Below are 23,745 nucleotides of genomic sequence, written 5' to 3'. Positions count from 1 at the left end.
ATATCCGTAAAACCATAGGTTTGGGGATATCCCTTTACTATTTTATTCTTTCTTTAAAATCATCTAAATAATTGACATATTTTTTTATATAAGATAAACTAATAGGATAGAATATAATTGAAAGACGTAATTTCGAGGAGGTTTTGTTAAAGTGTCCACTAAGTATATATTTGTTACAGGTGGAGTAGTTTCATCCTTAGGTAAAGGTATTACAGCAGCTAGTTTAGGGCAGCTTTTAAAGAGCAGAGGACTTAAGGTTACTATTCAAAAATTTGATCCATATATAAATGTTGACCCAGGAACTATGAGTCCTTATCAACATGGTGAAGTGTTTGTTACAGATGATGGTGCGGAAACAGATTTAGATTTAGGTCATTATGAGAGATTTATTGATGTAAATTTAAGTAAATATAGTTCTGTTACTTCTGGAAAGATTTATTGGTCAGTACTTAATAAGGAAAGAAAAGGGGAGTATAATGGAAGGACTGTTCAGGTAATTCCCCATATAACTAATGAAATTAAAGAAAGAATTATAAGAGCTTCTAAGGAAAGAGATGTGGATGTTGTAATCACTGAAATAGGTGGGACTGTAGGAGATATTGAGTCTTTACCTTTTTTAGAAGCTATTAGACAGATAAAATATGATGTGGGAAGAGAAAATGTAATGTATATTCATGTAACTTTAGTGCCGTTTTTATCTAAGGCAGGAGAGTTAAAGACTAAGCCTACACAACATAGTGTTAAGGAACTTAGAGGTCTAGGGATACAACCAGATGTACTTATTTGCAGGACTGAAGTTCCTATTGCAGAGGATGTTAAGGAAAAAATTGCATTATTTTGTGATTTAGATCCATCAGAAGTTATTGAGAATATAGATGCTTCTACTATTTATGAGATACCGCTAATGTTAGAAAGAGAAGGACTTCCCCAGTTAGTCATAGATCATCTTAATCTAAAATGTAAAGAACTTGATTTGTCTGAGTGGAATGAAATTGTTGAAAGGGTAAATAATCCACAAGGAAAGGTGAAAATTGCTTTAGTAGGAAAATATGTTGAGTTAAAAGATGCATATATTTCTGTATCAGAATCCTTAAACCATGGTGCCATAGCTAACAATGTGGAAGTAGAGATTAAGTGGATTCATGCAGAGGAAATAAATGAAGATAATTATGAGGAACTTTTATCCGATGTAGATGGTATTTTGGTACCAGGAGGATTTGGAGATAGAGGAGTAGAAGGCAAGATAGTTGCTATTAAATATGCTAGAGAAAACAAAATTCCTTATTTAGGCATATGTTTAGGTATGCAATTGGCAGTCGTAGAGTTTGCTAGAAATGTAGCAAAGTTAAAAGATGCCCATAGTTCTGAATTAAATCCAGAAACTCCCTATCCTGTAATAGACTTAATGCCAGAACAAAAGGATATAGATGCCCTTGGAGGTACTATGAGACTAGGGTTATATCCTTGTAAAATAAAAGAAGGCACCAAGGCTTTGGAAATATATAATGATGAAATTATATACGAAAGACATAGACATAGGTATGAGTTTAATAATGAGTATAGAGATAAGCTGGAAGAAGAAGGACTTATTATATCTGGTGTATCTCCTGATGAAAGATTGGTTGAGATGATTGAATTAAAAGATCATCCTTGGTTTATAGCAGTTCAGTATCATCCAGAATTAAAATCTAGACCAACAAAAGCTCATCCATTGTTTAGAGAGTTTATTAAGGCAACGATAGACAATTAATAATGAACAATTAACAAAGAACAATTATAATGTTAATATATTAAATAGTTTTAATGGTTTTCAGATGTTAATCAATTGGGCATTATTGAAACATTGTTAATTGCTACTGTTAATTGGCAATTGAAAAGGGGGGTATATATGAAAAATTGTAAGAGTGTGAAAAAAGGGGTTACTACAGTTCTAGCTTCGGCAATATTACTATCATCTATACCAAGTTATGGTGCTGCTCCTAGATTTAAGGATGTGCCTACGACTTATTGGGGTTATACCTATATTGAAGATATGGCAAGTAGAGGATATATAAAGGGAGTTGGTGATGGAAGCAAATTTGCACCAGATGGAATTCTTAACTTTGATGCAGCTATGAGTTTATTGGGTAGATTAACTAATCCTACAGCAACAGAAAGAACAAATGCTTTATATGCCTATAATTCTTTATTAACAGAACTTAAGATAGATGAATGGGCTAAGGAAGGACTAGCTATTTGTCTTTATAAAGGTATAATTTCAGAATCACAGTTAAGGGATATTAATAAAAAAGGAAAAATAAAAAAGACCATTAGCAAGATTGATACTTGTACATACTTGGTTAAAGCAATGGGGCTAGAAGATACTGCAAAGAATAAACAAATAGTATCATTAACCTATAAAGATGTAATGAGTATGTCTGCTATGCAAACTAAATATGTATCCGTTTTAATTGATGCAGGAGTTTTGGATTCTAAGGGTACTGGAGATGGAATGTTTAGACCAAATTCTTCATTGACTAGGGCTGTAATGGCTAAAATGATGTCAACAGCTGATGAGTTTATGAAAAAGAATTCCGTAGGTAAGGAAGATACCAAGACTGAAATAGATGTGGTCAATGGCAAGATTGTTAAAATATCTAAAGAATCAAACAGGAGACTGCTAACAATAGAAAATTCTCGTGGAAGTGAATATACCTATGAAGTAGTTAACAATACTACTATCAATATAGATGGTAGACAAACTAATTATTCAGATTTAGTACAAGGACAAGAAGTAGAATTAAAGTTAAAGAAGGATACTAAGGAACTTATATCAATTAAGGCCATATCGCCAGATGAATATATATCTGGTAAGATTAAATATATAAATACCCTTACCTATAAGATGACAATAGAATATACAGAAGGAAAAAAGACTTTGTATAAGGATTTTGACATAGATAAAAATGCAGATATATATCTAAATGGAAAATCAGTATATCTAAATAATCTAAAGGAAAAAGATTTGGTAGATGTAAAGATTAAGAAAGGGACAATATATAATATTGATTCTAAGAGTAAGGATATGGAGATAGAAGGTACTATAAAGGACATAACTCCTGTAAAAGGCAGTGATGATGAATATCATATCACCATATTGGATTCAAAGGATAGATCACATAAATTCTTGATCAATAGAAAAACTGATATAACTAGAAACAGAAAATCTGCAGATCCAGAAGATTTAAAGATAAAAGATGAAGTTTATATTACAGCAGAGTATGATATAGCTAAGGAAATAGATGCTACAGTTGATAAGAGAAATATTAAGGGTATTATATTGGGATTGGAAACAAAGCTTCAGGAACCTACAAAAATAACTATAATGAACCAAAAAACCAAGAAAGAAGAGAAGTATTCTTTAGGAAAGGTTTCATATATAAAAGTAGATAGGTCAATTGCAACTTCCTATGATTTAAAAGCAGGTTTTTATGTAGAGATAGTTGTAGAAGGTGATGAAATAATTGAAATAGAAGCAGACTCTGTGGGAGTATCGGCTACTATGGTAGGAAGAGTATTGGGCATTAATTCAAGAAAGAAAAACTTAGATTTGGAGATAACAGACTTTAGTCTAGACAGTTCAAAATTTGGAGAAGAAATAACAGTATATGCAGAAGATGTTGTTGTGTTAGATGAAAGAGGAAATAAGTTAGACTTTGGTCACCTTTATAAAGGAGACATTATAAATATAATTGGAAGTTATGATGGTTCTACTTTTATTGCAAAGACAATTATTTTATTAAAATAATATTAATTGCTAAAAACAGTTCATTAGTGTGTAAAATCAAACTAATGGATATTTTAGTTCTAGTTATGACTGTTACTTTAGTTGGATGTGGTGAAAAAACTCCAGGATATAAGGATGGTACATATAAGGGAACTGGTAAGGGTATGAATGGAGATATTGAGGTTTCTGTAGAAGTAAAGGATGGCAAGATTTCAGCTGTAGAGGTATTGTCTCATGAAGAAACTGAAGGAATTTGTGAGCCTGCTATAGAGCAAGTAACTACAAGTATTGAAGAGAAAAATTCAACAGAAGTTGATATAGTAGCAGGTGCTACTAATACAAGTAATGGTATTATAGAAGCTGTAAATGTTGCACTTGAGGGAGCAAAATAATATAATAAAAAAGGTGATTTCATATTTGAAATCACCTTTTATTTTTATTCTGTTTTTATGGCTTCCAATGCGGATAAGTTCATTGCTCGCCTAGCTGGAAAATATCCTGATACAATACCTATACAGGCTGAGAAACCCATGGCTGCAATGGCTAACCATATTGGTATTATGGATATTTTAGTAGCACCATAGGCACCTATTGCCTGACCAAATTGAGGACTAAATTTATTTACAAAGAAAGATATTAAATAAGCAAAGGCTGCACCAAAAATTCCTCCCGTAAGTCCAATAAGTGCTGACTCAAATAGGAAAAGTCTTTTTATATCTTTAAGTGATGCACCTATAACCTTCATGACACCAATTTCTTTAGTTCTTTCATATATACTCATGACCATAGTGTTGGTTATACCTATTGCTGCTACCAAAAGGGATACTGCACCAATGCCCCCTAGTACTGCTTGGATTACAGCAGCTTGTTTCTTCATAGACTCTAGTTCATCATTTAAACTGTAAGCCTCATGTCCCATATCTTTTATTGTTTTTTGTACTTCTTGAACATTTTTCATATCATTTACTTTAACATTTACTTGGTCATAACCTTTTGTTTTAGATCTACCTATTTGTGGTTTTGTTCCTTCAGTTTTTTCTTTTTCTTTAATAAGTTTTTGAACTTCTTTAAGGGGCATGAAAATACCATAATTGGTTTCCCAATCTCCAGGGGTTAAAATACCTACAGCTTTTATTTTATACTCCTTATAGTTTACCTTTTTTCCTCCAGGCTGTGACCAACCATAGTCTGGATTAAGAGTTAAAGTCATCTTGTCTTTCATAAGATTTATTTTAGGCTCTCTGTACATCCTAGCCTTTGGGTCTCGGAAACTATTTTGTACATCACTGCCAAATACTACAGAAAGTTCGTCAGATTTATTTAATAACCTGCCTTCTGATACTTCATATCCAAATGCCTCCATAGTTTCAGAATCAATTCCCCTAATAGGTATTTGAGATATATATTTACCATTAATTATAGTACCATGGGTTTGGATTGTAGGGCTTACTGCTACAACATTTTTTAATGCTTTAAAAGAAGCAACAGCTTTATCATCTAATGCAACTTCTTTTTTTCCACGTTGTGGCTCTCCCCAGCCTTTACGAACTGTTATAGTAGTCAGACTGCCCCATTGTGATACTTGTTCTTCAAAGGATTTGCTCATTCCAAATCCAAGACTTAGCATTACTATAATAGAACTGGCACCTATGATTACTCCAAGAACTGTAAGAAAGGTTCTTAGCTTTCTTCTCCACAGATTTTTAATTCCCATTCTAAATAAATCTATATTACTCATCTAAGGACATTTCCTTTTCTTTTTTCTTTTTTTTGTAGAAGAAAAAGCCACCTGTACCTGCTCCTAGAAGTATTAAAGTAATCCACAACCATTTGGACTTTAAAATTTTCTTAAATCCACGGTTTTCTTCCATAGGAGGCATATCATCTGGATTTTCTTCCATAGGAGGCATCTCTGCTACATTTAATGAGAATTCTTTTCTTAGCTCTTGTTTTTGACCTGTGGAGTCTTCATAGGTAAATAGCACTGCTCCTTTTAATTCTCCTGGTTGTGAAGGTATTACCATTCCTTCAAAGGACTCACTATTACCAGTGTCGAAATTACCAATATAATAGCTTCCATTTTCTGTTTGAAAATCTCCTTCTAATTTAACCATCATATTGTATAGGGTAACCTTACCAGTATTGTAGAACTCTATAGATACTGGTGATTGTTGACCTACAAATGCCTCAGGATACACCTGTAATTCTGCAGTTTCAAGTCTTGATTGTTGAACTACAGGAACTCCAATTAATTCTACATCTTTTAATTCAGTACCTTCACTATCTTCATATTCGAAATTTGCTGTTATAGTATGGGTTTTTGCAATGGCATCTGGGATAGTAAACATGGTTATTTTCTTTTCTACTTTGCCCTTAGGTTTAATTGAGTCAATATAAAAGGTATTGGAACTATCAACTGGAGTAAATGCGGAGCTACCGCCGCCGCTATTGTTTTCAGTTTTTGAACCTCCAGGCTCTGCTGTTAAAAATATTTTTATGTTTTTAACGGTTTTTTTACTGGAGGTATTGTAGAAGGAAAGAGTCATATCAAAATTTTCTCCAGCTTTAACTAATTGTGGTTCAAAGCTATATTTGTCTATTATTAATTTTGGTTTTCCTTTGGCAGCTGCATCTTTATCAGGTGCTTCTACGAATATACCTATGAGTTGGTTAACAGTGTCTTCTTTTCCCAACTCATCAATATATTTTACTGTAATTTCAATAGGATAGTTTTTAGTTTCAGCAGCCTTTGTAGTAAAAAATTTGAAATTTAATTCTTGTATAGCATCTGGTTCTAAAGAGTCTAATTTTACTATGCTTACTGATTTTGGAACTAATCCAGTTTGATCTGTACTCTTTGCTTCAATTATGATTTCTTCTGCAGCTACTTGTCCTTGATTTCTAATGTTGAATTTAATGTCTAATTCTTTATTTTGAAAAAGTGTGCCTGTAGGATATACTAAATTTTCAATTATTAAATTAGACGAGCGATTATTATTTGATGCAATAGTTATAAAGAAATTACTTTCGTCCTTTATAACTTGGTTTTTTATATCTTTATAGGATAGACTTAAATCTATTTTATAATTCCCTGGTTTTAAAGTTTTTAGAGATTTTAATTCGAAGTATAAATAGTATTTTTTATCTGAATCTAAAGAGGGAATCACTTTATAATTTACCCCATTTGCTAAAACGAAATTTTCATTTGACAGACCGTCTAAGGTTACTTTTATATCCTTAGCAAGACCGCTTCCTATATTTTCAATATCAAAACCTACGGCTATAGTCTCACCAGCATTAACTTCCGTATTTGGAATTACATTAACCTTGTCTACTATTAATAATGGTGCTATGGCTTTATTAGTTACCCTTACATTAATGGTATGGGATATTGGTTCCATCTTTTCTCCATATTCATTATAGTAAACTATATTTAATGACAATTCATGATTTCCTTCATCGGCTTTTTCATCTACCCTTACTTTAAATGATAGGGAATTGGTTTTACCCTCTTTAATTTTAGGTATATCATCATATGCACTACCATCAACATAAACATCCGATGATTTACTGCTAAGTGTTGCTGAGATGTTTTCTGCATAATAATCACTTGTGTTTTTTAACTTAATTGATATAGAAACTCTTTCCCCAGCTTCTGCTAAATATACATTTGAAGATGTAATTGTAAGATTTGGTTTATCATTATTATCTTTATCAGCCAATCCTTTAGTTGGCATTTGTAGTATAACTAATAGAACTACTAAAAAAACGCTTAAAAATTTTTTCATCTAAATTACTGCCCCCTTATTATGTTTTGATTTTCTACTATCTTTTCTATATGACCATCCCTTAGATAGACAACTCTATGGGCATAATCTGAGATTTCTATATCATGGGTAACTATGATTAAAGTTTGTTTAAAATCATATGCCATACCAGTGATTAAATCCATTATTTCTAGAGTAGTTTTTGTATCTAGATTTCCTGTTGGCTCATCGGCAAATACTATTTGAGGTCTACCAACGAAGGCTCTTGCAATACTGACTCTTTGCTGCTGCCCACCACTCATTTCAGAGGGCTTATGATGCAATCTTTTCTCTAACCCAACATCAATTAACATTTGTTTTGCCTGTTTTTCCCTTTGGGCTTTTGGTACTCCTTGGAAGGTTAGTCCCAAGCATACATTTTCCAGAGCTGAAAGAGTAGGAATTAAATTATATGATTGAAATACGAAGCCTACATATTTTTGGCGAAATTTAGTTACATCTTTTTCACTCATCTTGTGTATCGGGTAATTACCTATAATAATTTCACCTTTTGTTGGTTTTTCTAGACCAGCCATCATATTTAATAATGTAGATTTACCAGAACCAGATGTACCAAGTAAACATATGAACTCCTCTTTTTTAATAGATAAATTTATATTGTCAAGGGCAACTATTTTTTCATCTCCCATTTTGTATATCTTTCTTAGATTACTTAATACTATTAATTCCTTCAAAAAATTCACTCCTATGCAATTAATCTGAGTATATTTTATCATAAGAAGGTTTATTAAAGGGTTACAATATTATTAAAGTTTATAGGCATATCTTACTGTTTTGTAATTCTATTACAATATAAGGTATTCCTTGGAAAATAGTAAGAATTCAATATCTTGTTAGTATATTATCAATATGATATAATAAATCTAATTATATAAGTAATGGAGGGGACAATATGGAAAAGGCAATGATTAGACTTAGAATGAGTACTCAAGATGCTCATTATGGTGGGAATTTAGTAGATGGTGCTAGGATGTTGGCATTATTTGGGGATGTTGCTACAGAATTACTTATTAGACATGACGGAGATGAAGGCTTATTTGTGGCTTATGATAAGGTAGAGTTTAAAGCTCCAGTATATGCAGGGGATTATATTGAAGCAGTAGGAGAGATTGTTAGCGTAGGAAATACTTCTAGAAAAATGGTATTTGAAGCTAGAAAGGTTATAATACCTAGACCAGATATTAGTCCATCAGCTTGTGATGTATTAGAAGAACCAGAGGTAGTATGTATAGCAGAGGGGACTTGTGTAGTACCAAAGGACAAAATTAGGAAATAAGGGGGCCGTTTTAATGGAAAAATTAATTATTACTGCAGCAATTTGTGGTGCAGAAGTAACTAAGGAAAATAATCCAGCAGTTCCATATACAGTAGAGGAAATCGGCAGAGAAGCGGAAGCGGCATATAAGGCTGGAGCAAGTATAATTCATCTTCATGTTAGGGAAGATGATGGCACTCCAACTCAAGATAAGGCTAGATTCAAGGCTTGTATGGATGAAATCTACAAGAGATGTCCTGATGTTATCATTCAACCTTCTACAGGTGGAGCAGTAGGTATGACTGATGAAGAAAGACTTCAGCCAACAGAATTAGGACCAGAGATGGCAACTTTAGACTGTGGAACTTGTAACTTTGGCGGAGACGAAGTATTTGTAAACACTGAAAACACTATTAAAAACTTTGGTAGACTTATGATTGAAAGAGGCGTTAAACCTGAGATAGAGGTATTTGATAAGGGTATGGTTGATTATGCAATCAAATATGCTAAGCAAGGATTTATAAAAGAACCAATGCATTTTGATTTTGTACTGGGAGTACAAATGGCTGCAACTGTCAGAGATTTATCATTTATGGTAGATAGTATTCCAGCAGGCTCTACTTGGACCGTAGCAGGAATAGGCAGACATGAATTCCCATTAGCAGCTGTTGCTATTGCTATGGGGGGACATGTTAGAGTAGGTTTTGAGGATAATGTATATATAGAAAAAGGAGTATTAGCTAAGTCAAATGGTGAATTAGTTGAAAAGGTAGTAAGAATAGCTAAGGAGCTAGGCAGACAAATAGCTACTCCAGATGAAGCAAGAGAAATATTAGGACTTAAAAAGAGATAAATAGTAATAACTTCACTTTTTGGTGCCAGGCACCAAAAAGTGAAGTTATTTTAAATTAGGTAGGTGTAAATATTGAAAAATATTTTGATAATAGAAGATGATATAGCTTTAAATAAAGGGATTGCTTTATCTTTAAAAAATGAGGATTATAATTTTTATCAAGGTTTTAATTTATCTGAAGGTAGAAAGCTGTTTTTAGAAAACAGTATAGACTTAATTATTCTAGACTTAAATTTACCCGATGGTGATGGTATGGAATTTTGCAGAGAAATTCGCAGAACAAGCCAAGTTCCTATAATAATGTTAACTGCCAAGGATATGGAGATTGACATAGTCACAGGCTTTGAACTTGGTGCCGATGACTATATTACTAAGCCTTTTAGTCTTATGATTTTAAGGGCTAGGGTATTGGCTCTTTTGAGACGATCTTCTCAAAAAGTTGTAAATATATTTGAAATAGATGGTTATGCATTTAATTTTGATGATATGATTTTTTTAAAGGATAATAGAGAAATTATTTTAAGTAAAACGGAATATAAATTGCTAAATATATTAATACAAAATATTGGAAAGGTAGTATCGAGAAATACGTTGATAGATAAAATTTGGTCTGATGATGCTGAATATGTAGATGAAAATGCTCTTTCTGTTAGTATAAATAGATTGAGAAATAAATTAGATGCTCATGAATATATTAAAACCATCTATGGAGTAGGCTATACTTGGGTGATTAATTCATGAATATTTTTTTAATTGTAGTTATTATAGTTTTAATAATTTATATTTTATATATATTAAAAAATATAAGCCTTATAAATATTAGAATTAATGAAATGTTAGACTTAGCTATAAAAGGAAATTTTAATGAAAGGGTTTTTGATGAATCCAAGTTATCAAAAATAGAATCAAAGTTTTATAGATATTTATTAGACTATCAATTAAAGGAAAAAAATTTAATTGACCAAAAGAAAAATATAGAAATTTTAATTTCTGATATTTCACATCAATCTAAAACTCCAATATCAAATATTATGCTGTATTCACAACTTTTAAAAGAAAATCAATTTATAGAATATATTGATGAAATAATATTTCAAGCAGATAAATTAAGTTTTTTAATTGAAAACTTAATAAAGACATCTAGGTTAGAAACGGGAATAATAAAGTTAAATCCTAGCTTGAATAGTATTAACGACTTAATTAAAAACATTATTAGTTCTAGTTTAAAGAAAGCTGAGGAAAAAAATATTTATATAGAATTTCCACAAGATGAAGAGTATTTTGCATTTTTTGACTTTAAGTGGACTGAAGAAGCTATTTATAACATTGTGGACAATGGGATTAAATATGGTTTAGAATATGAAAATATCCACATAAAAATTGTAGAATATACTATTTTTCTTAGGATTGATATTATAAATAAAGGGATTGGGATTAATGAAGAAGAAATTAATAAAATATTCCAAAGATTTTATAGAGGTGAAAATGCAAGACATAAAGAAGGTGTAGGCATAGGGCTATATTTATCTAGAGAAATAATAGAAAGACAAGGGGGATATATTCAAGTAAAATCTTTCTCTAAACAAATTAGATTTTCTGTATTCTTACCAAAGGATAAAAATTAAATAAATCTTTCACAATTGTTAGAATCCAGAAAGAATCTGGAAAGAATAGTTTGTTATAGTCTATATTAGAAGTTATAGACTATTTTTTATGACCTAACTTAGGGAAATGATAGTGAGTAAATAGATTTAAGTTATGAAACTAAGGGGGATTATTTATATGAAGATTTTAAAGACTATGGATTTAAAAAAATACTATGGCAATGATAAGAATTTAGTAAAGGCATTAGATGGAGTGAGTTTAGAAGTTGAACGGGGAGAATTTGTAGCTATTGTAGGAACATCTGGCTCAGGAAAATCTACTTTATTGCATATGTTAGGGGGATTAGATAGACCAACATCTGGAGAAGTCATAGTGGATGATAAGGATATATTTAAACTAAAGGATGATGAGCTTACTATATTTCGTAGAAGAAAAATTGGTTTTATTTTTCAATCATATAACTTGATACCAGTCCTAAATGTATATGAAAATATTACACTACCAATTTCCTTAGATGGGAATGAAATAGATAAAGAATATATAGAGGAAATATTTAAGACTTTGGGAATTGAAGATAAAAAATATAGTATGCCAAACCAACTTTCTGGGGGTCAGCAGCAAAGAGTTGCTATTGGTCGGGCATTGGCTACTAAACCATCAATTATATTAGCTGATGAGCCAACAGGTAATTTAGATAGTAAAACTAGCTTAGATGTAATGGGACTTATTAAGATTTCAAGCAAAAGATTTAATCAAACGGTTATTATGATTACTCACAATGAAGAAATTGCTCAAATGGCAGACCGTATTATTAGAATTGAAGATGGAAGAATTCTTGGTGGTGAGATTTATGAATAAGGTTAATAATAAAAAAGTTATCAATAAAATTGCTATGGCTAGTTTGAAGAATAATCATAGGAGAAATATTATTGCATTTATTGCAATTGCACTGACTACTTTGTTATTTACAAGTCTTTTTACCATTGGGCTTGGTATGAAAAATTCCATGGAATTGGAAACTATGAGGATGGTAGGAACAACATTTCATGGTGAGTTTAAGCGTATAAATACAGAGGATATAGATAAATTAAAGACTCATCCACTTATTAGAGAAACAGGAATAAGACAAATGATTGGATTTGTAGTAAATGATGAATTTATTAAAGAACATGTGGAAATTTCTTATGGGGATGATAATTACATTAAAAGAGGGTTCTCCTATCCAACCACAGGAGGATTGCCTATAGAAAGAAATGAAATAATTACTGATACTAAGGTCTTAGATTTACTTCATATTCCTCACAGAGTAGGAGAAAAAATTAAATTAAAATATACTATTGAAGAAAATGGAGTAGAGTTAGAAACCATAGAAGATGAATTTATACTATCAGGATTTTATGATGTAGATGAAGCCATGATGGCAAGGATGGTATTTACATCAAAGGAATACGCAGATTCTCTTGATTTGCCAAAGAATAACTATTCTTTAGATGTAATGTTTTCCAATTCAAGAAATATGGAAAGGAATTTGCTACAAGTTGAAATGGATAGGGGATATAGAGTTGATGAAAATGGGGCAGAGATTGACATAGGAGTTAACTGGGGATATATGTCAGGAAAATTAGAAGATGCTGATTCTCTTACTTTAGGTGGTATGGTATTGATTCTATTAATTATAATCCTTACAGGATATTTGATTATATATAATATATTTCAAATTTCTGTAGTTTCAGATATTAAATTCTATGGACTATTAAAAACTGTAGGTACAACTAAAAAACAAATAATGAAGATTATAAGGAAACAGGCTTTGTTCATATCTGTTGTTGGTATTCCCATAGGTTTAATTTTAGGATATCTTGCAGGGAATCTGATTCTTCCTAGAATTGCTTCTACTACATCAATCGGAAATCAAGTAGTGAAGAGTTCATCACCTTGGATTTTCTTGTTTTCCATTGTATTCTCCTTGATTACAGTTTTTATTTCCTGTAGAAAACCAGGGAAAATCGCAGGAAAAGTTTCACCAGTGGAAGCTATAAAGGTTACAGATACTAATAATGTGAATTACAATCATATAAGAAAATCAGAAGTAGGAGTTAATATTAGTAAAATGGCAGTTTCTAACTTATTTAGAAATAAGACTAGAACTATTATTGTTCTTCTATCCATGTCTTTAAGTTTGGTACTTCTCAATTCTTTATATACAATGACAAATAGTTTTGATATGAATAAGTATTTAAGTAAATTTATTAACTCTGACTTTGTACTAGGGTCAGCAAAATATTTTAAGTCTGATTTTAGATTAAAAGAAGATAGTTTGCCTGAAAATATAATAAATATAATAAAAAGCAGGGATGGTTTTATAAATGGAGGTAGAATTTATTATACTCCAGAAGAATCCATAGAACTTTTTGAAGAAAAGGATTTAGAACTTGGGGATAAAACTCCTATTCAACTTTTTGGCTTAGATGAATATTTAATGGAAAAACAAAAATTAGTCAAGGGCAAAATTGATATGGAAAAATTAAGCACTGGAGATTATGTTATTTATGGTGGATATACCAATGATAATGGTGCTCCTGTCTGGGATAGAATTAAGTATGATATAGGGGATAAAATTAAATTAACTACAGAAAATGGAGTTAGAGAATTTGAAATCATGGCTATTATACCCTATGATTATACTAATTCTTCTAGATACTTTCTTGAAAGTTATGTTACAGCAATTAATGGAAAAATAGTTACAGATTCAAAGAAAGGTCAGCTATTATATTTACCTTCTAATATTTATAAAGAAATGGTAGCTAGTCCCTTTACTATGGTATATCAATTTGATGTGAATACTGAAAATATCACTGATTATGAAAGTTTTCTAGAGGATTATACTAATAATGTTGATTATACTTTAGACTATGACTCCAGAAACAAACAAAAGGGAGAGTTTGACAATTTTAAAAATATGTTTTTATTAGTTGGAGGGTCTTTAAGTTTTATTGTGGGGTTAGTTGGAATTGTTAATTTTATTAACTCCATAATAACAAGTGTTATAACAAGAAAAAGAGAATTTGCATTGCTTGAAAGTATAGGAATGACAAAAAAACAATTAAATTTTATGCTAATAAGAGAAGGAATATATTATTCTTTAGGGACTATGATTATATCTGTAATACTTTCCATAGTTATATCTATTACTGTAATAAAAAAATTAATTAGCAAATCTTTCTTTGCTACTTATAACTTTACTTTAAATCCACTTTTCATAGCTTTACCTATAATAGTTATTCTAGGTATTGTTTTACCATATATTATAAAAAAATCTATGGTAAAGGAAAGCATAGTGGAAAGAATTACTAGGGAAGATTGATTCAGTTAAAAAATAAATATAATATATAAGCCTAAATAAGTATCATATTTGACATTATACATCAAAAATGATACTTATTATAATGTTTTTATCTAAATTTATTACTGTAATAGTTTTGAAATCTGATATAATAGTATATAATAAGAAAAATGGAGGGAATTAAATGCTAGTAACAGGAAGGGAATTATTATTAGATGCTCAAAAAAATGGATATGCTGTTGGTGCTTTTAATGTGAATAATATGGAGATAGTACAGGCAATTATTGAAGCTGCAGAGGAAACTAATTCTCCTGTTATTCTTCAAGCTAGTCAAGGTGGAATTAAATATGCCGGAATAGAATATATTGCAGGTTTAGGAAAAATAGCGGCTAGAAATGCTAAGGTGCCAGTAGCATTACATTTAGACCATGGTACTGATTTTGATCAAGTGATGTTATGTATTAGACATGGATTTACTTCTGTTATGATTGATGGGTCTAGGTTCCCATTAGAGGAAAATATTGCATATACTAAGAAGGTAATAGAAGTGGCTAAAGCTGTAGGTGTTTCTGTTGAAGCTGAGTTAGGGAAAATTGGTGGTACGGAAGATCATATAACTGTAGATGAGAAAGATGCTACTTTCACTGATCCAGATGAAGCTTTAAGATTTGTAAATGAAACGGATGTTGATTTTTTAGCAATAGCTGTTGGTACTGCTCACGGAGTATATAAAGGAGAGCCAAAGCTTGATTTTCATAGGATAGAAGTGATTAGGGATAAAGTTGGTATTCCTTTAGTATTACATGGTTCTTCAGGAGTTCCTGAAGAGGCTTTAAAGAAAGCAATTCCACTAGGAATTTGTAAAATAAATATAGACACAGATCTTAGAATAGCCTTTGCTAACGGCGTAAAAGATTTCCTTAAATCTAATCCAGATAATATTGATCCAAGAAAGATATTAACTCCTGCAAAAAATCAAATGAAGGAAAAAATCAAAGAAAAAATGCATATATTTGGTTCAGTTAATAGAGCTTAGGCTCTATTAACTGATAATTGGCAATGTACAATTGATGATTAAAGGATTGAAAGATTGTGAAATATAATATAAAAAGTTATGATTTTAATGTATTTGATTATTTTTAGAATTTATTTTTTAGGTTTTCATTGTCAATTCTCAATTGTCAATTGAATAGAGGGGGAATATTATGAAGCTTTTTATAGATACTGCAAATATAGATGAAATAAAAGAAATTAATGAATGGGGAGTTATATGCGGAGTCACTACTAATCCTAGCTTAATAGCTAAGGAAGGTAGGGAGTTTAAGGAAGTTGTCAAGGAGATTGCTGGTATTGTAGATGGACCTATTAGTGCAGAGGTTATTTCTTTAGATAAGGAAGGAATGTTAAAAGAAGCTAGAGAATTAGCAAAAATTCATCCCAATATTATTATTAAGATTCCTATGACTAAGGAAGGATTAAAGGCTGTAAAGGTTTTATACAATGAAGGAATAAAGACCAATGTAACTCTGATTTTCTCAGCTAATCAAGCTTTGCTTGCTGCTCGTGCAGGAGCTACTTATGTTAGTCCTTTTGTTGGGAGACTTGATGATATTGGAAACGAAGGAATTTATATTATTGAAGATATAGTTGAAGTATTTAATATGCACAATATAAATACTGAAATAATTGCAGCAAGCATTAGACATCCTATTCATGTATTAGATGCTGCAAAGGCTGGAGCTCATATTTCAACTATACCTTATAAGGTTTTTGTGCAAATGTTAACCCATCCTTTAACGGATAGTGGGATAGATAAATTTTTAAAGGATTGGGATAGTTTACAAAATAAATAGGGAGTGTTAGAATGGATAGAAATTTGGCTTTAAATTTAGCAAGAGTAACAGAAGCTGCTGCATTAGCTAGTGCAAAGTTATTAGGCAGAGGAGATAAAAATGCGGCAGATCAAGCTGCTGTTGATGCTATGAGACGTATGTTTGATACTGTAAATATAGATGGAGTTGTGGTTATTGGTGAGGGAGAAATAGATGAAGCTCCTATGCTATATATTGGAGAGCAAATAGGCATTGCAGGCGAGGATAGCTTAAAGGTTGATATAGCAGTAGACCCTCTTGATGGAACAAGCTCTATAGCATATGGGCGTCCAGATGCAGTTTCTGTAGTTGCTATAGCTCCTAGGGGTTGTATGCTCCATGCTCCAGATACCTATATGAATAAAATAGCTGTAGGGCCAAAGGCAGCAGGAGTTATAGACATTAATGCTCCAATAGAAGATAATATAGCTAGAGTTGCTAAAGCTTTAGATAAAGATGTGTCTGAGGTTACAATAACTATGCTTGATAGACCAAGACATAGTGATTTGGTAGCAAGTATAAGAAAAGCCGGTGCAAGGATTAGAATGATTACAGATGGAGATGTTATTGCAGCAATAAATACTTGTTTTGAAAATACGGGAGTAGATATGATGGTAGGTATAGGAGGAGCTCCAGAAGGAGTTCTTACTGCAGCTGCTTTAAAATGTATGGGCGGTGAATTCCAAGGTGTTTTACATCCTGTAACAGAAGAACAAAAAAGAAGATGTATAGAAATGGGAGTTGACTTAAATAAGGTCTATAAAACAGATGATCTTGTAAAGGGAGATGAAGTTGTTTTTGCAGCAACAGGTGTATCCCATGGGGAATTGCTTCAAGGGGTTAAATATTTAGAAAATAATGTTGCTTCAACTCATACATTAGTTTTAAGGGCAGAAACAGGAACTATTAGATTTATAGAAGCCACTCACAAACTAGATAAAAAACCAGAATACGCAAAATAGAAACAAAGAGCAATTAACTAAGAACAATTAACAATTAAGATAGGAAGACTTATTATATTTAATGCTTTGTAATTGTTAATTGTTAGCCGTTAATTGTTAATTGATGAAAGGAGTGTTTATATTTGACGGAACATGATCTGTCGGATAAAAAGATAGGTGATTTAAGGGAAATAGCAAAATCTCAAGGCATAGCTAGTCCCTATAAATATAAAAAGGATGAGTTAATAGACATAATACTTCAAAGTTATGCTTCTGAAGAGAAGGAAAAGGGATTATCTGATGAAAATGAAATAAAAATAGATATTAAAGATATTGAAACAGAGGATTTACCTGAGAAGGTTACTGAGGAACTAGAAAATATGGATATAATAAATGGTGCCGAAGGGATCCTCGAACTACACACAGATGGTTATGGCTTTTTAAGATCTGATAATTATTTATCTGGTGATGAGGATATATATATTTCTCCATCTCAAATTAGACGGTTTAGGTTGAGAACTGGAGATAAAATCTTTGGTGTGACTCGTGATCCAAATCCTGGAGAAAGATACAAAGCTCTTCTTTATATCAAATCAGTTAATGGAATGCATCCAGAAACCTGCACAAAAAGACCTAATTTCGATAGTTTAACCCCTATATATCCAACTAAAAGATTAGAACTTGAAACTAATGCCTCTGAATTAGCTACTAGGATGATAGATTTAATTGCACCTATAGGTAAAGGACAAAGGGGTATGATAGTTTCTCCACCAAAGGCTGGAAAGACATCTCTTCTCAAAATGGTAGCCAATGCAATAGAAAAAAATCATCCAGAAGTAGAAGTTATTGTATTATTAATAGACGAAAGACCTGAAGAAGTAACAGATATGAAAAGGTCTGTAAAGGGAGATGTGGTTTACTCAACTTTTGATGAGCTTCCTCAGCATCATACAAAGGTTGCAGAAATTGTATTAGAAAGGGCAAAGAGGTTGGTAGAACATGGAAAAGATGTAGTAATTCTATTGGATAGTATTACAAGACTTGCGAGAGCATATAATCTGACTATACCAGCCACTGGAAGAACTCTTTCTGGAGGATTAGATCCTGGGGCTTTACATAAACCTAAAAGATTTTTTGGAGCTGCAAGAAATTTGGAAGAAGGTGGTTCATTAACCATACTTGCTACAGCTTTAGTTGAAACTGGTAGCCGTATGGATGATGTTATATTTGAGGAATTTAAAGGTACAGGAAATATGGAAATCCATTTGGATAGAAAATTATCTGAAAAGAGAATTTTCCCAGCAATTGATATAAATAAATCAGGAACTAGAAGAGAGGAATTGATTTTATCTCAAAAAGAACTTGAAACTATTTGGGCCATAAGAAAGGCAATGGGAAATGCACCTACACAGGATGTAACTGAAAATTTAATAGAAAACCTAGTAAGAACTAAAAATAATGATAAATTTATAGATGAGATGAGAAATAAAATTTGGTTTTAGTTGAAAAGAAAAATTTTATATGCTATAATTTAATGGTTGAATTATGAAAAAATGTTTTTTTGCTATATACTAGCAGTTGAAGAGAGGTGAAAGGAATGAAGGCGGATATTCATCCAAATTATAAAGAAGTTACCGTAACTTGTGCCTGTGGAAATACTTTTACAACAGGTTCCGTTAAAGATGAATTAAGAGTTGAAATTTGTTCAGAATGTCATCCATTCTTTACAGGTCGTCAAAAATTTGTTGAACGTGGTGGACGTGTTGAAAAATTCAAGAAGAAATACAATATGGACTAATTTCTTCAGAAAACTAGGTTAGATGCTTGGGCAACTAACCTTTATTTTTTATGACCTAACTTAGCGAACGATAGTGAGCTTTAGTAGGTCAAACGCAACGAGAACCAAATCTATGTGAGCGTAGCGAGCAAATAGATTTGAGTTTCGAGACTGCGGGAAATGACCTAACTTAGCGAACGATAGTGAGCTTTAGTAGGTCAAAGGCAACAAATAGGAGTAGAGGTGAATTTTAATAGTCAAAGTGACTAATAAATGGGGGTGAAATGATATGAAAATAAAAAATCTAGATAGAACACCAAAGCATATTACAAGTATTGGGGGGCAGGCATTAATTGAAGGAGTTATGATGCGTGGACCAAAGGATATAGCTATTGCTGTTAGAAAGCCTAATAAAGAAATTGAAATAAAAAAAGAAAGATTGAATACTTTAGGAATGAAGTATAAAATATTTCAGTTGCCATTTCTTAGGGGAGTAGTAGGACTTATAGAAGCTTTAATGTTTGGAACTAGGGCTCTTATGTATTCAGCAGAATTTTTTGAGGATGAAGAGGACTCGGGAAAAGAAAGTCTTACGGAAAAACTATTTAAGGATAAGGCAGAGGAAGCAGAAATGGCATTTGCTGTTATTAGTTCTGTTGTACTTGCTATAGGAATGTTTATGATATTGCCAACTATTTTAACTAATTTTTTCAAAGACAAAATTAGTAGTCCTATAGGTTTAAATCTTGTGGAGGGCTTAGTTAGAATAATAATATTTTTAATATATATAATAGGGGTATCGAAATTTGAAGATATAAAAAGGGTATTTGAATATCATGGAGCAGAGCATAAAACTATACATTGTTATGAAAATGAAGAAGAACTTACAGTTGAAAACGTAAAAAAATATCCTATTCTTCATCCAAGATGCGGAACAAGTTTTTTATTTATGGTAATGATTATTAGTATATTAGTTTTATCATTCTTTGGCTGGCCAAATCCATTACAAAGATTTATTATAAGAATATTAATGTTTCCTGTAATTGCAGGTATTTCTTATGAAATCAATAAACTTATTGGAAAGAGCAATTCTAGATTAGCTTATTTCTTATCTTATCCAGGATTGATGATTCAAAAGTTAGCCACAGTAAAAGAGCCTGATGGTGAGCAAATTCAAGTGGCTATAGAATCCTTAAAGGCAGTTTTAACAGATAATAAGGATGAGGATAAATGGTAGGGATAAATGATTTACTGAGGAAATCTAAAGCCCCTATTTTGGATTCTATTTTAATAATGTGTAAACTATTAGATGTAGATAAATCATATATATACACCTACGGTGAGCGAGAAGTTTCAGAAGAAATAGAATCTAAGTTTTTGCAATTAGTAGAAAGAAGGACTGAAGGATATCCTATACAATATATACTAGGTGAAAGAGAGTTTATGGGATTAGACTTTTATTTAGAAGAAGGAGTTTTAATCCCTAGACCTGATACTGAAGTTTTAGTAGAGTATATTATAGATTATATAAATAAAAGATATAAGAATAAAAGAATTAAGGTTCTAGATTTAGGAATTGGAAGTGGATCTATTTCTTTAAGTATTGCTAATTACTGTAAAGATGTCTTTGTATATGGAGTAGATATTTCAGATACTGCTATTAAAATAGCCAATATTAATAAAAGCAAATTTGGACTATCCAATGTTAATTTTTATAAGGGAGATTTATTTGAAGCAATAGAATCACTTGACTTAGAAAAGGAATTTCAAATTATAGTATCTAATCCCCCTTATATTGCTTCTGAAGAAATCGAAACCCTTGACATTACTGTAAAGGATTTTGAGCCAAGGAGTGCTTTAGATGGAGGTGTGGATGGTTTAGACTTTTATAGAAAAATCACACCTGAAAGCAGAAAGTATTTAAAAGATAATGGACTCCTAATATATGAGATTGGGTATAATCAAGGAGAGGAAGTTCGAAATATTTTAATTGATGAAGGCTTTAGAGAGGTATCTATTCTAAAGGACTTACAAGGGCATACTAGGGTAGTTTTAGGCATTAAATAATAAAGGAGTATGATTTAATGAGAAAACTATTGAAGTTATTTTGGGCATTTTTTAAAATAGGAGCATTTACCATTGGTGGAGGGTATGCTATGCTTCCTTTAATTCAAAGAGAAGTAGTAGATGAAAATAATTGGCTGACAACGGAAGAATTTATAGATATATTGGCTATAGCTGAAGTAACACCAGGACCTGTAGCTGTTAATACAAGTACCTATGTTGGATATAAGGTGGCAGGTATTAAAGGGGCAATGTTTTGTACATTAGGCACTATTCTTCCTTCATTTACAATTATACTTTTGATTGTAAAGTTTTTTTGGGGTTTTAGGCAAAATCCTATAATCGAAAAAGTATTTTTAGGCATAAGACCAGCAGTGGCTGCTTTAATATTTTCTGCAGTATATAAATTAGGAAAAAATATGAAATTTAATATTTTCATAATAGCAGGAGCTTTTCTCACTGTCTTAGCAATAATGCTATTTAGTATAAGTCCAATAATTATAATCCTTATTGCTGCTATTGGCTCAATCATATATTTTAAATATAAGGAGAAAAAAATATGACTATATTAAAACTTTTCATATCATTTCTTAAAATTGGTGCTTTTAGTTTTGGTGGTGGATATGCTATGCTGCCATTAATACAAAAAGAGATAATAGAAGTTCATAACTGGCTTACATTAAATGAATTTATAGATATATTAGCAGTAGTAGAAATGACACCAGGACCAGTTGCCATAAATTCGGCAACCTTTTTAGGTTATAAGGTTGGGGGGATATTAGGTTCTATTGTAGCAACAATTGGAGTAGTCTTACCATCTATTGTCGTAATACTTATTATAGCTCATTTCTTATCAAAATTTAAAAATTCCCCCTATGTAGAGTGGGCATTTAAAGGTATAAGACCAGTGGTTCTTGGGCTTATTATCTCTGCTAGTTTAACAGTATCCAAGAATGCCATTGTAGACATAAAAACTTTTCTATTAGGTGCAGTACTTTTTTATTTAACTTCATTTAAAAAAATGCACCCTATACTTACTATTATAATAGCTGGAATTGTAGGGGCGATTATTTATTAAATTAAAATTAATCAAATAAGATTTTATCAATGGATAATTTTAGGGACGACCTGTGGTCATCAGAAAAGACTCAATAGCTAGATTTAAATAATTGTTAATTGTCAATTGAATTTAAGGGAGTGATAGAATATGTTAGATAAATTAGCTAGTATTGAAGAAAGATATGAGGAATTAGGGCAAAAAGTAATGGACATGGAAGTGATAAATGATAGAGAACTATTCCAAAAACTAATGAAAGAACATTCCGATATAGAGCCTATTGTATTTAAATATAGGGAATTTGTAAAAACTAGGGATGGTCTTGAAGAAGCCAAAGAGATGCTTAGGGATAAATTAGATGATGAAATGAAAGAACTTGTTAAAGAAGAAATAAAAGATTTGGAGACTTCGTTAGAAGCTATAGAAGAAGAGCTTAGATTATTACTTATACCTAAAGACCCTAATGATCATAAAAATGTTATTGTAGAAATAAGAGGTGGAGCTGGAGGAGATGAAGCTGCTTTATTCTCAGGAGTATTATTTAGAATGTACTCAAGATATGCAGAGAGAAATAGATGGAAAGTAGAAGTAATGAGTACCAATGAAATAGGTATCGGTGGATTTAAAGAAGTCATATTTATGATAAAGGGTAAAGGTGCTTATAGTAGACTAAAATATGAATCTGGTGTACATAGGGTTCAAAGAGTACCTGAAACTGAAGCAAGTGGTAGAATTCATACATCTACTTCTACAGTTGCCGTATTACCAGAAGCAGAAGATGTAGATATAGATATTCAAGAAAAGGATTTAAAAATAGATATCTATAGATCTTCTGGAGCAGGTGGACAGCACGTAAACACTACTGACTCTGCTGTTAGAATTACTCATATACCAACGGGGGTAGTAGTTGCTTGCCAAGATGAAAGAAGTCAAATCAAAAATAGAGAAAAGGCAATGAGAATATTAAAAACTAGAATATATGATAAAATGCTAACGGATCAGGCAGCAGAAATAGCTGAAGAAAGAAAAGGTCAGGTAGGTACAGGAGATAGATCAGAAAGAATTAGAACTTATAACTTCCCACAAGGCAGAGTTACAGACCATAGAATTAATTTAACATTATATAAATTAGATGCCTTTGTAGATGGAGATTTAGACGAAATGATAGATGCATTAATTACATCTGACCAAGCAGAGAAGCTAGGATCAGAATAAAAAAATAGTTTTAAATAAGTGAAAAAATGGTGTTTAGCACCATTTTTGTCATTTTTGCGGGGTGAAGTTGCTCTGCTACTACAACCTGCAATATTATTGTTTTCTCCTTAGACATAAGCCCTCAATTTTCTTAATTCTGTAACGGTCTAGCATCCCTTTGTGTTTATGTTT

Annotated in this window: 22 protein-coding genes; 19 read left to right on the top strand and 3 right to left on the bottom strand. The window is 31.6% G+C overall.

Annotated features, from left to right (window positions below; genetic code table 11):
- Window positions 1–151 precede the first annotated feature (151 nt).
- The 3 genes from BUB33_RS09240 to BUB33_RS09230 all read left to right on the top strand — a co-directional run bounded on the left by BUB33_RS09240 (window position 152) and on the right by BUB33_RS09230 (window position 4,158).
- On the top strand, window positions 152–1,750 hold the full coding sequence (locus BUB33_RS09240; protein WP_072975779.1) for a CTP synthase: 1,599 nt from the start codon (window positions 152–154) through the stop codon (window positions 1,748–1,750).
- Between the two features lie 138 nt (window positions 1,751–1,888).
- Window positions 1,889–3,787 (top strand): S-layer homology domain-containing protein, encoded by a 1,899-nt coding sequence (locus tag BUB33_RS09235; protein WP_072975777.1) that lies wholly within the window; start codon window positions 1,889–1,891, stop codon window positions 3,785–3,787.
- A gap of 44 nt (window positions 3,788–3,831) precedes the next feature.
- Window positions 3,832–4,158, top strand: a complete 327-nt coding sequence (locus BUB33_RS09230; RefSeq protein ID WP_084725323.1) for an FMN-binding protein — start codon at window positions 3,832–3,834, stop codon at window positions 4,156–4,158.
- A gap of 44 nt (window positions 4,159–4,202) precedes the next feature.
- Here BUB33_RS09230 and BUB33_RS09225 read toward each other — a convergent pair whose 3' ends face one another.
- Genes BUB33_RS09225 through BUB33_RS09215 form a run of 3 tightly spaced genes read right to left on the bottom strand, consistent with a single transcriptional unit; the run spans window position 4,203 to window position 8,267 of the window.
- Window positions 4,203–5,504, bottom strand: coding sequence for an ABC transporter permease (locus BUB33_RS09225; protein ID WP_072975773.1), 1,302 nt, complete (start codon window positions 5,502–5,504; stop codon window positions 4,203–4,205).
- Window positions 5,497–7,554 carry a COG1361 S-layer family protein gene (locus tag BUB33_RS09220; RefSeq protein ID WP_072975771.1) on the bottom strand — a complete coding sequence of 686 codons (2,058 nt, stop codon included), beginning with the start codon at window positions 7,552–7,554 and terminating at the stop codon, window positions 5,497–5,499. Before BUB33_RS09220 ends, BUB33_RS09225 begins: the two co-directional genes overlap by 8 nt.
- A 5-nt stretch (window positions 7,555–7,559) precedes the next feature.
- Window positions 7,560–8,267, bottom strand: a complete 708-nt coding sequence (locus tag BUB33_RS09215) for an ABC transporter ATP-binding protein (protein WP_072975768.1) — start codon at window positions 8,265–8,267, stop codon at window positions 7,560–7,562.
- A gap of 218 nt (window positions 8,268–8,485) precedes the next feature.
- Here BUB33_RS09215 and kal point away from each other — a divergent pair, with 218 nt between their 5' ends.
- The 16 genes from kal to prfA all read left to right on the top strand — a co-directional run bounded on the left by kal (window position 8,486) and on the right by prfA (window position 23,574).
- Window positions 8,486–8,869 carry a 3-aminobutyryl-CoA ammonia lyase gene (kal, locus tag BUB33_RS09210; RefSeq protein ID WP_072975758.1) on the top strand — a complete coding sequence of 128 codons (384 nt, stop codon included), beginning with the start codon at window positions 8,486–8,488 and terminating at the stop codon, window positions 8,867–8,869.
- A gap of 13 nt (window positions 8,870–8,882) precedes the next feature.
- Complete coding sequence (kce, locus tag BUB33_RS09205) at window positions 8,883–9,701, top strand: 3-keto-5-aminohexanoate cleavage enzyme (RefSeq protein WP_072975756.1); 819 nt, start codon at window positions 8,883–8,885, stop codon at window positions 9,699–9,701.
- A gap of 72 nt (window positions 9,702–9,773) precedes the next feature.
- Window positions 9,774–10,442 (top strand): response regulator transcription factor, encoded by a 669-nt coding sequence (locus BUB33_RS09200; RefSeq protein WP_115322115.1) that lies wholly within the window; start codon window positions 9,774–9,776, stop codon window positions 10,440–10,442.
- Window positions 10,439–11,326 (top strand): sensor histidine kinase, encoded by an 888-nt coding sequence (locus BUB33_RS09195; RefSeq protein WP_072975752.1) that lies wholly within the window; start codon window positions 10,439–10,441, stop codon window positions 11,324–11,326. Before BUB33_RS09200 ends, BUB33_RS09195 begins: the two co-directional genes overlap by 4 nt.
- Window positions 11,327–11,483: 157 nt before the next feature.
- A complete protein-coding gene (locus tag BUB33_RS09190) occupies window positions 11,484–12,164 on the top strand; it encodes an ABC transporter ATP-binding protein (protein ID WP_072975750.1) in 681 nt (226 codons plus the stop codon).
- Entirely contained in the window at window positions 12,157–14,670 is a 2,514-nt protein-coding gene (locus BUB33_RS09185; protein WP_072975747.1) for an FtsX-like permease family protein, read from the top strand. Before BUB33_RS09190 ends, BUB33_RS09185 begins: the two co-directional genes overlap by 8 nt.
- Before the next feature lie 163 nt (window positions 14,671–14,833).
- On the top strand, window positions 14,834–15,685 hold the full coding sequence (locus BUB33_RS09180) for a class II fructose-1,6-bisphosphate aldolase (protein ID WP_072975745.1): 852 nt from the start codon (window positions 14,834–14,836) through the stop codon (window positions 15,683–15,685).
- Window positions 15,686–15,854: 169 nt separating this feature from the next.
- On the top strand, window positions 15,855–16,502 hold the full coding sequence (gene fsa / locus BUB33_RS09175) for a fructose-6-phosphate aldolase (RefSeq protein ID WP_072975743.1): 648 nt from the start codon (window positions 15,855–15,857) through the stop codon (window positions 16,500–16,502).
- 11 nt (window positions 16,503–16,513) lie between these two features.
- Window positions 16,514–17,482: a class II fructose-bisphosphatase gene (gene glpX / locus BUB33_RS09170; RefSeq protein WP_072975741.1), complete on the top strand. Its 969-nt coding sequence runs from the start codon at window positions 16,514–16,516 to the stop codon at window positions 17,480–17,482.
- A gap of 122 nt (window positions 17,483–17,604) precedes the next feature.
- Window positions 17,605–18,963 carry a transcription termination factor Rho gene (gene rho, locus BUB33_RS09165; RefSeq protein WP_072975739.1) on the top strand — a complete coding sequence of 453 codons (1,359 nt, stop codon included), beginning with the start codon at window positions 17,605–17,607 and terminating at the stop codon, window positions 18,961–18,963.
- Between the two features lie 95 nt (window positions 18,964–19,058).
- Window positions 19,059–19,259, top strand: a complete 201-nt coding sequence (gene rpmE / locus BUB33_RS09160; RefSeq protein ID WP_072975737.1) for a 50S ribosomal protein L31 — start codon at window positions 19,059–19,061, stop codon at window positions 19,257–19,259.
- A gap of 268 nt (window positions 19,260–19,527) precedes the next feature.
- Window positions 19,528–20,475: a DUF1385 domain-containing protein gene (locus tag BUB33_RS09155; RefSeq protein ID WP_072975735.1), complete on the top strand. Its 948-nt coding sequence runs from the start codon at window positions 19,528–19,530 to the stop codon at window positions 20,473–20,475.
- Window positions 20,469–21,305 (top strand): peptide chain release factor N(5)-glutamine methyltransferase, encoded by an 837-nt coding sequence (prmC, locus tag BUB33_RS09150; protein WP_072975733.1) that lies wholly within the window; start codon window positions 20,469–20,471, stop codon window positions 21,303–21,305. The genes BUB33_RS09155 and prmC overlap by 7 nt, the downstream gene beginning before the upstream one ends.
- Before the next feature lie 17 nt (window positions 21,306–21,322).
- Window positions 21,323–21,865, top strand: a complete 543-nt coding sequence (locus BUB33_RS09145; RefSeq protein ID WP_072975731.1) for a chromate transporter — start codon at window positions 21,323–21,325, stop codon at window positions 21,863–21,865.
- On the top strand, window positions 21,862–22,380 hold the full coding sequence (locus BUB33_RS09140) for a chromate transporter (RefSeq protein WP_072975729.1): 519 nt from the start codon (window positions 21,862–21,864) through the stop codon (window positions 22,378–22,380). Before BUB33_RS09145 ends, BUB33_RS09140 begins: the two co-directional genes overlap by 4 nt.
- Before the next feature lie 129 nt (window positions 22,381–22,509).
- Window positions 22,510–23,574, top strand: a complete 1,065-nt coding sequence (gene prfA, locus BUB33_RS09135; RefSeq protein ID WP_072975721.1) for a peptide chain release factor 1 — start codon at window positions 22,510–22,512, stop codon at window positions 23,572–23,574.
- Window positions 23,575–23,745: the final 171 nt, after the last annotated feature.

The sequence above is a fragment of the Tissierella praeacuta DSM 18095 genome (genome assembly GCF_900128955.1).
Taxonomy (GTDB): Bacteria; Bacillota; Clostridia; order Tissierellales; family Tissierellaceae; genus Tissierella; species Tissierella praeacuta.
This window is presented reverse-complemented; position numbering and strand designations above follow the sequence as displayed.

Bases quoted from the DNA above. Each gene is read 5' to 3' on its own strand.
- BUB33_RS09235 (WP_072975777.1), top strand. From the start codon at position 1,889: ATGAAAAATTGTAAGAGTGTGAAAAAAGGGGTTACTACAGTTCTAGCT.
- BUB33_RS09230 (WP_084725323.1), top strand. From the start codon at position 3,832: ATGGATATTTTAGTTCTAGTTATGACTGTTACTTTAGTTGGATGTGGT.
- BUB33_RS09225 (WP_072975773.1), bottom strand. From the start codon at position 5,504: ATGAGTAATATAGATTTATTTAGAATGGGAATTAAAAATCTGTGGAGA.
- BUB33_RS09220 (WP_072975771.1), bottom strand. From the start codon at position 7,554: ATGAAAAAATTTTTAAGCGTTTTTTTAGTAGTTCTATTAGTTATACTA.
- kal (WP_072975758.1), top strand. From the start codon at position 8,486: ATGGAAAAGGCAATGATTAGACTTAGAATGAGTACTCAAGATGCTCAT.
- kce (WP_072975756.1), top strand. From the start codon at position 8,883: ATGGAAAAATTAATTATTACTGCAGCAATTTGTGGTGCAGAAGTAACT.
- BUB33_RS09195 (WP_072975752.1), top strand. From the start codon at position 10,439: ATGAATATTTTTTTAATTGTAGTTATTATAGTTTTAATAATTTATATT.
- BUB33_RS09190 (WP_072975750.1), top strand. From the start codon at position 11,484: ATGAAGATTTTAAAGACTATGGATTTAAAAAAATACTATGGCAATGAT.
- BUB33_RS09185 (WP_072975747.1), top strand. From the start codon at position 12,157: ATGAATAAGGTTAATAATAAAAAAGTTATCAATAAAATTGCTATGGCT.
- BUB33_RS09180 (WP_072975745.1), top strand. From the start codon at position 14,834: ATGCTAGTAACAGGAAGGGAATTATTATTAGATGCTCAAAAAAATGGA.
- fsa (WP_072975743.1), top strand. From the start codon at position 15,855: ATGAAGCTTTTTATAGATACTGCAAATATAGATGAAATAAAAGAAATT.
- glpX (WP_072975741.1), top strand. From the start codon at position 16,514: ATGGATAGAAATTTGGCTTTAAATTTAGCAAGAGTAACAGAAGCTGCT.
- rpmE (WP_072975737.1), top strand. From the start codon at position 19,059: ATGAAGGCGGATATTCATCCAAATTATAAAGAAGTTACCGTAACTTGT.
- BUB33_RS09155 (WP_072975735.1), top strand. From the start codon at position 19,528: ATGAAAATAAAAAATCTAGATAGAACACCAAAGCATATTACAAGTATT.
- prmC (WP_072975733.1), top strand. From the start codon at position 20,469: ATGGTAGGGATAAATGATTTACTGAGGAAATCTAAAGCCCCTATTTTG.
- BUB33_RS09145 (WP_072975731.1), top strand. From the start codon at position 21,323: ATGAGAAAACTATTGAAGTTATTTTGGGCATTTTTTAAAATAGGAGCA.
- BUB33_RS09140 (WP_072975729.1), top strand. From the start codon at position 21,862: ATGACTATATTAAAACTTTTCATATCATTTCTTAAAATTGGTGCTTTT.
- prfA (WP_072975721.1), top strand. From the start codon at position 22,510: ATGTTAGATAAATTAGCTAGTATTGAAGAAAGATATGAGGAATTAGGG.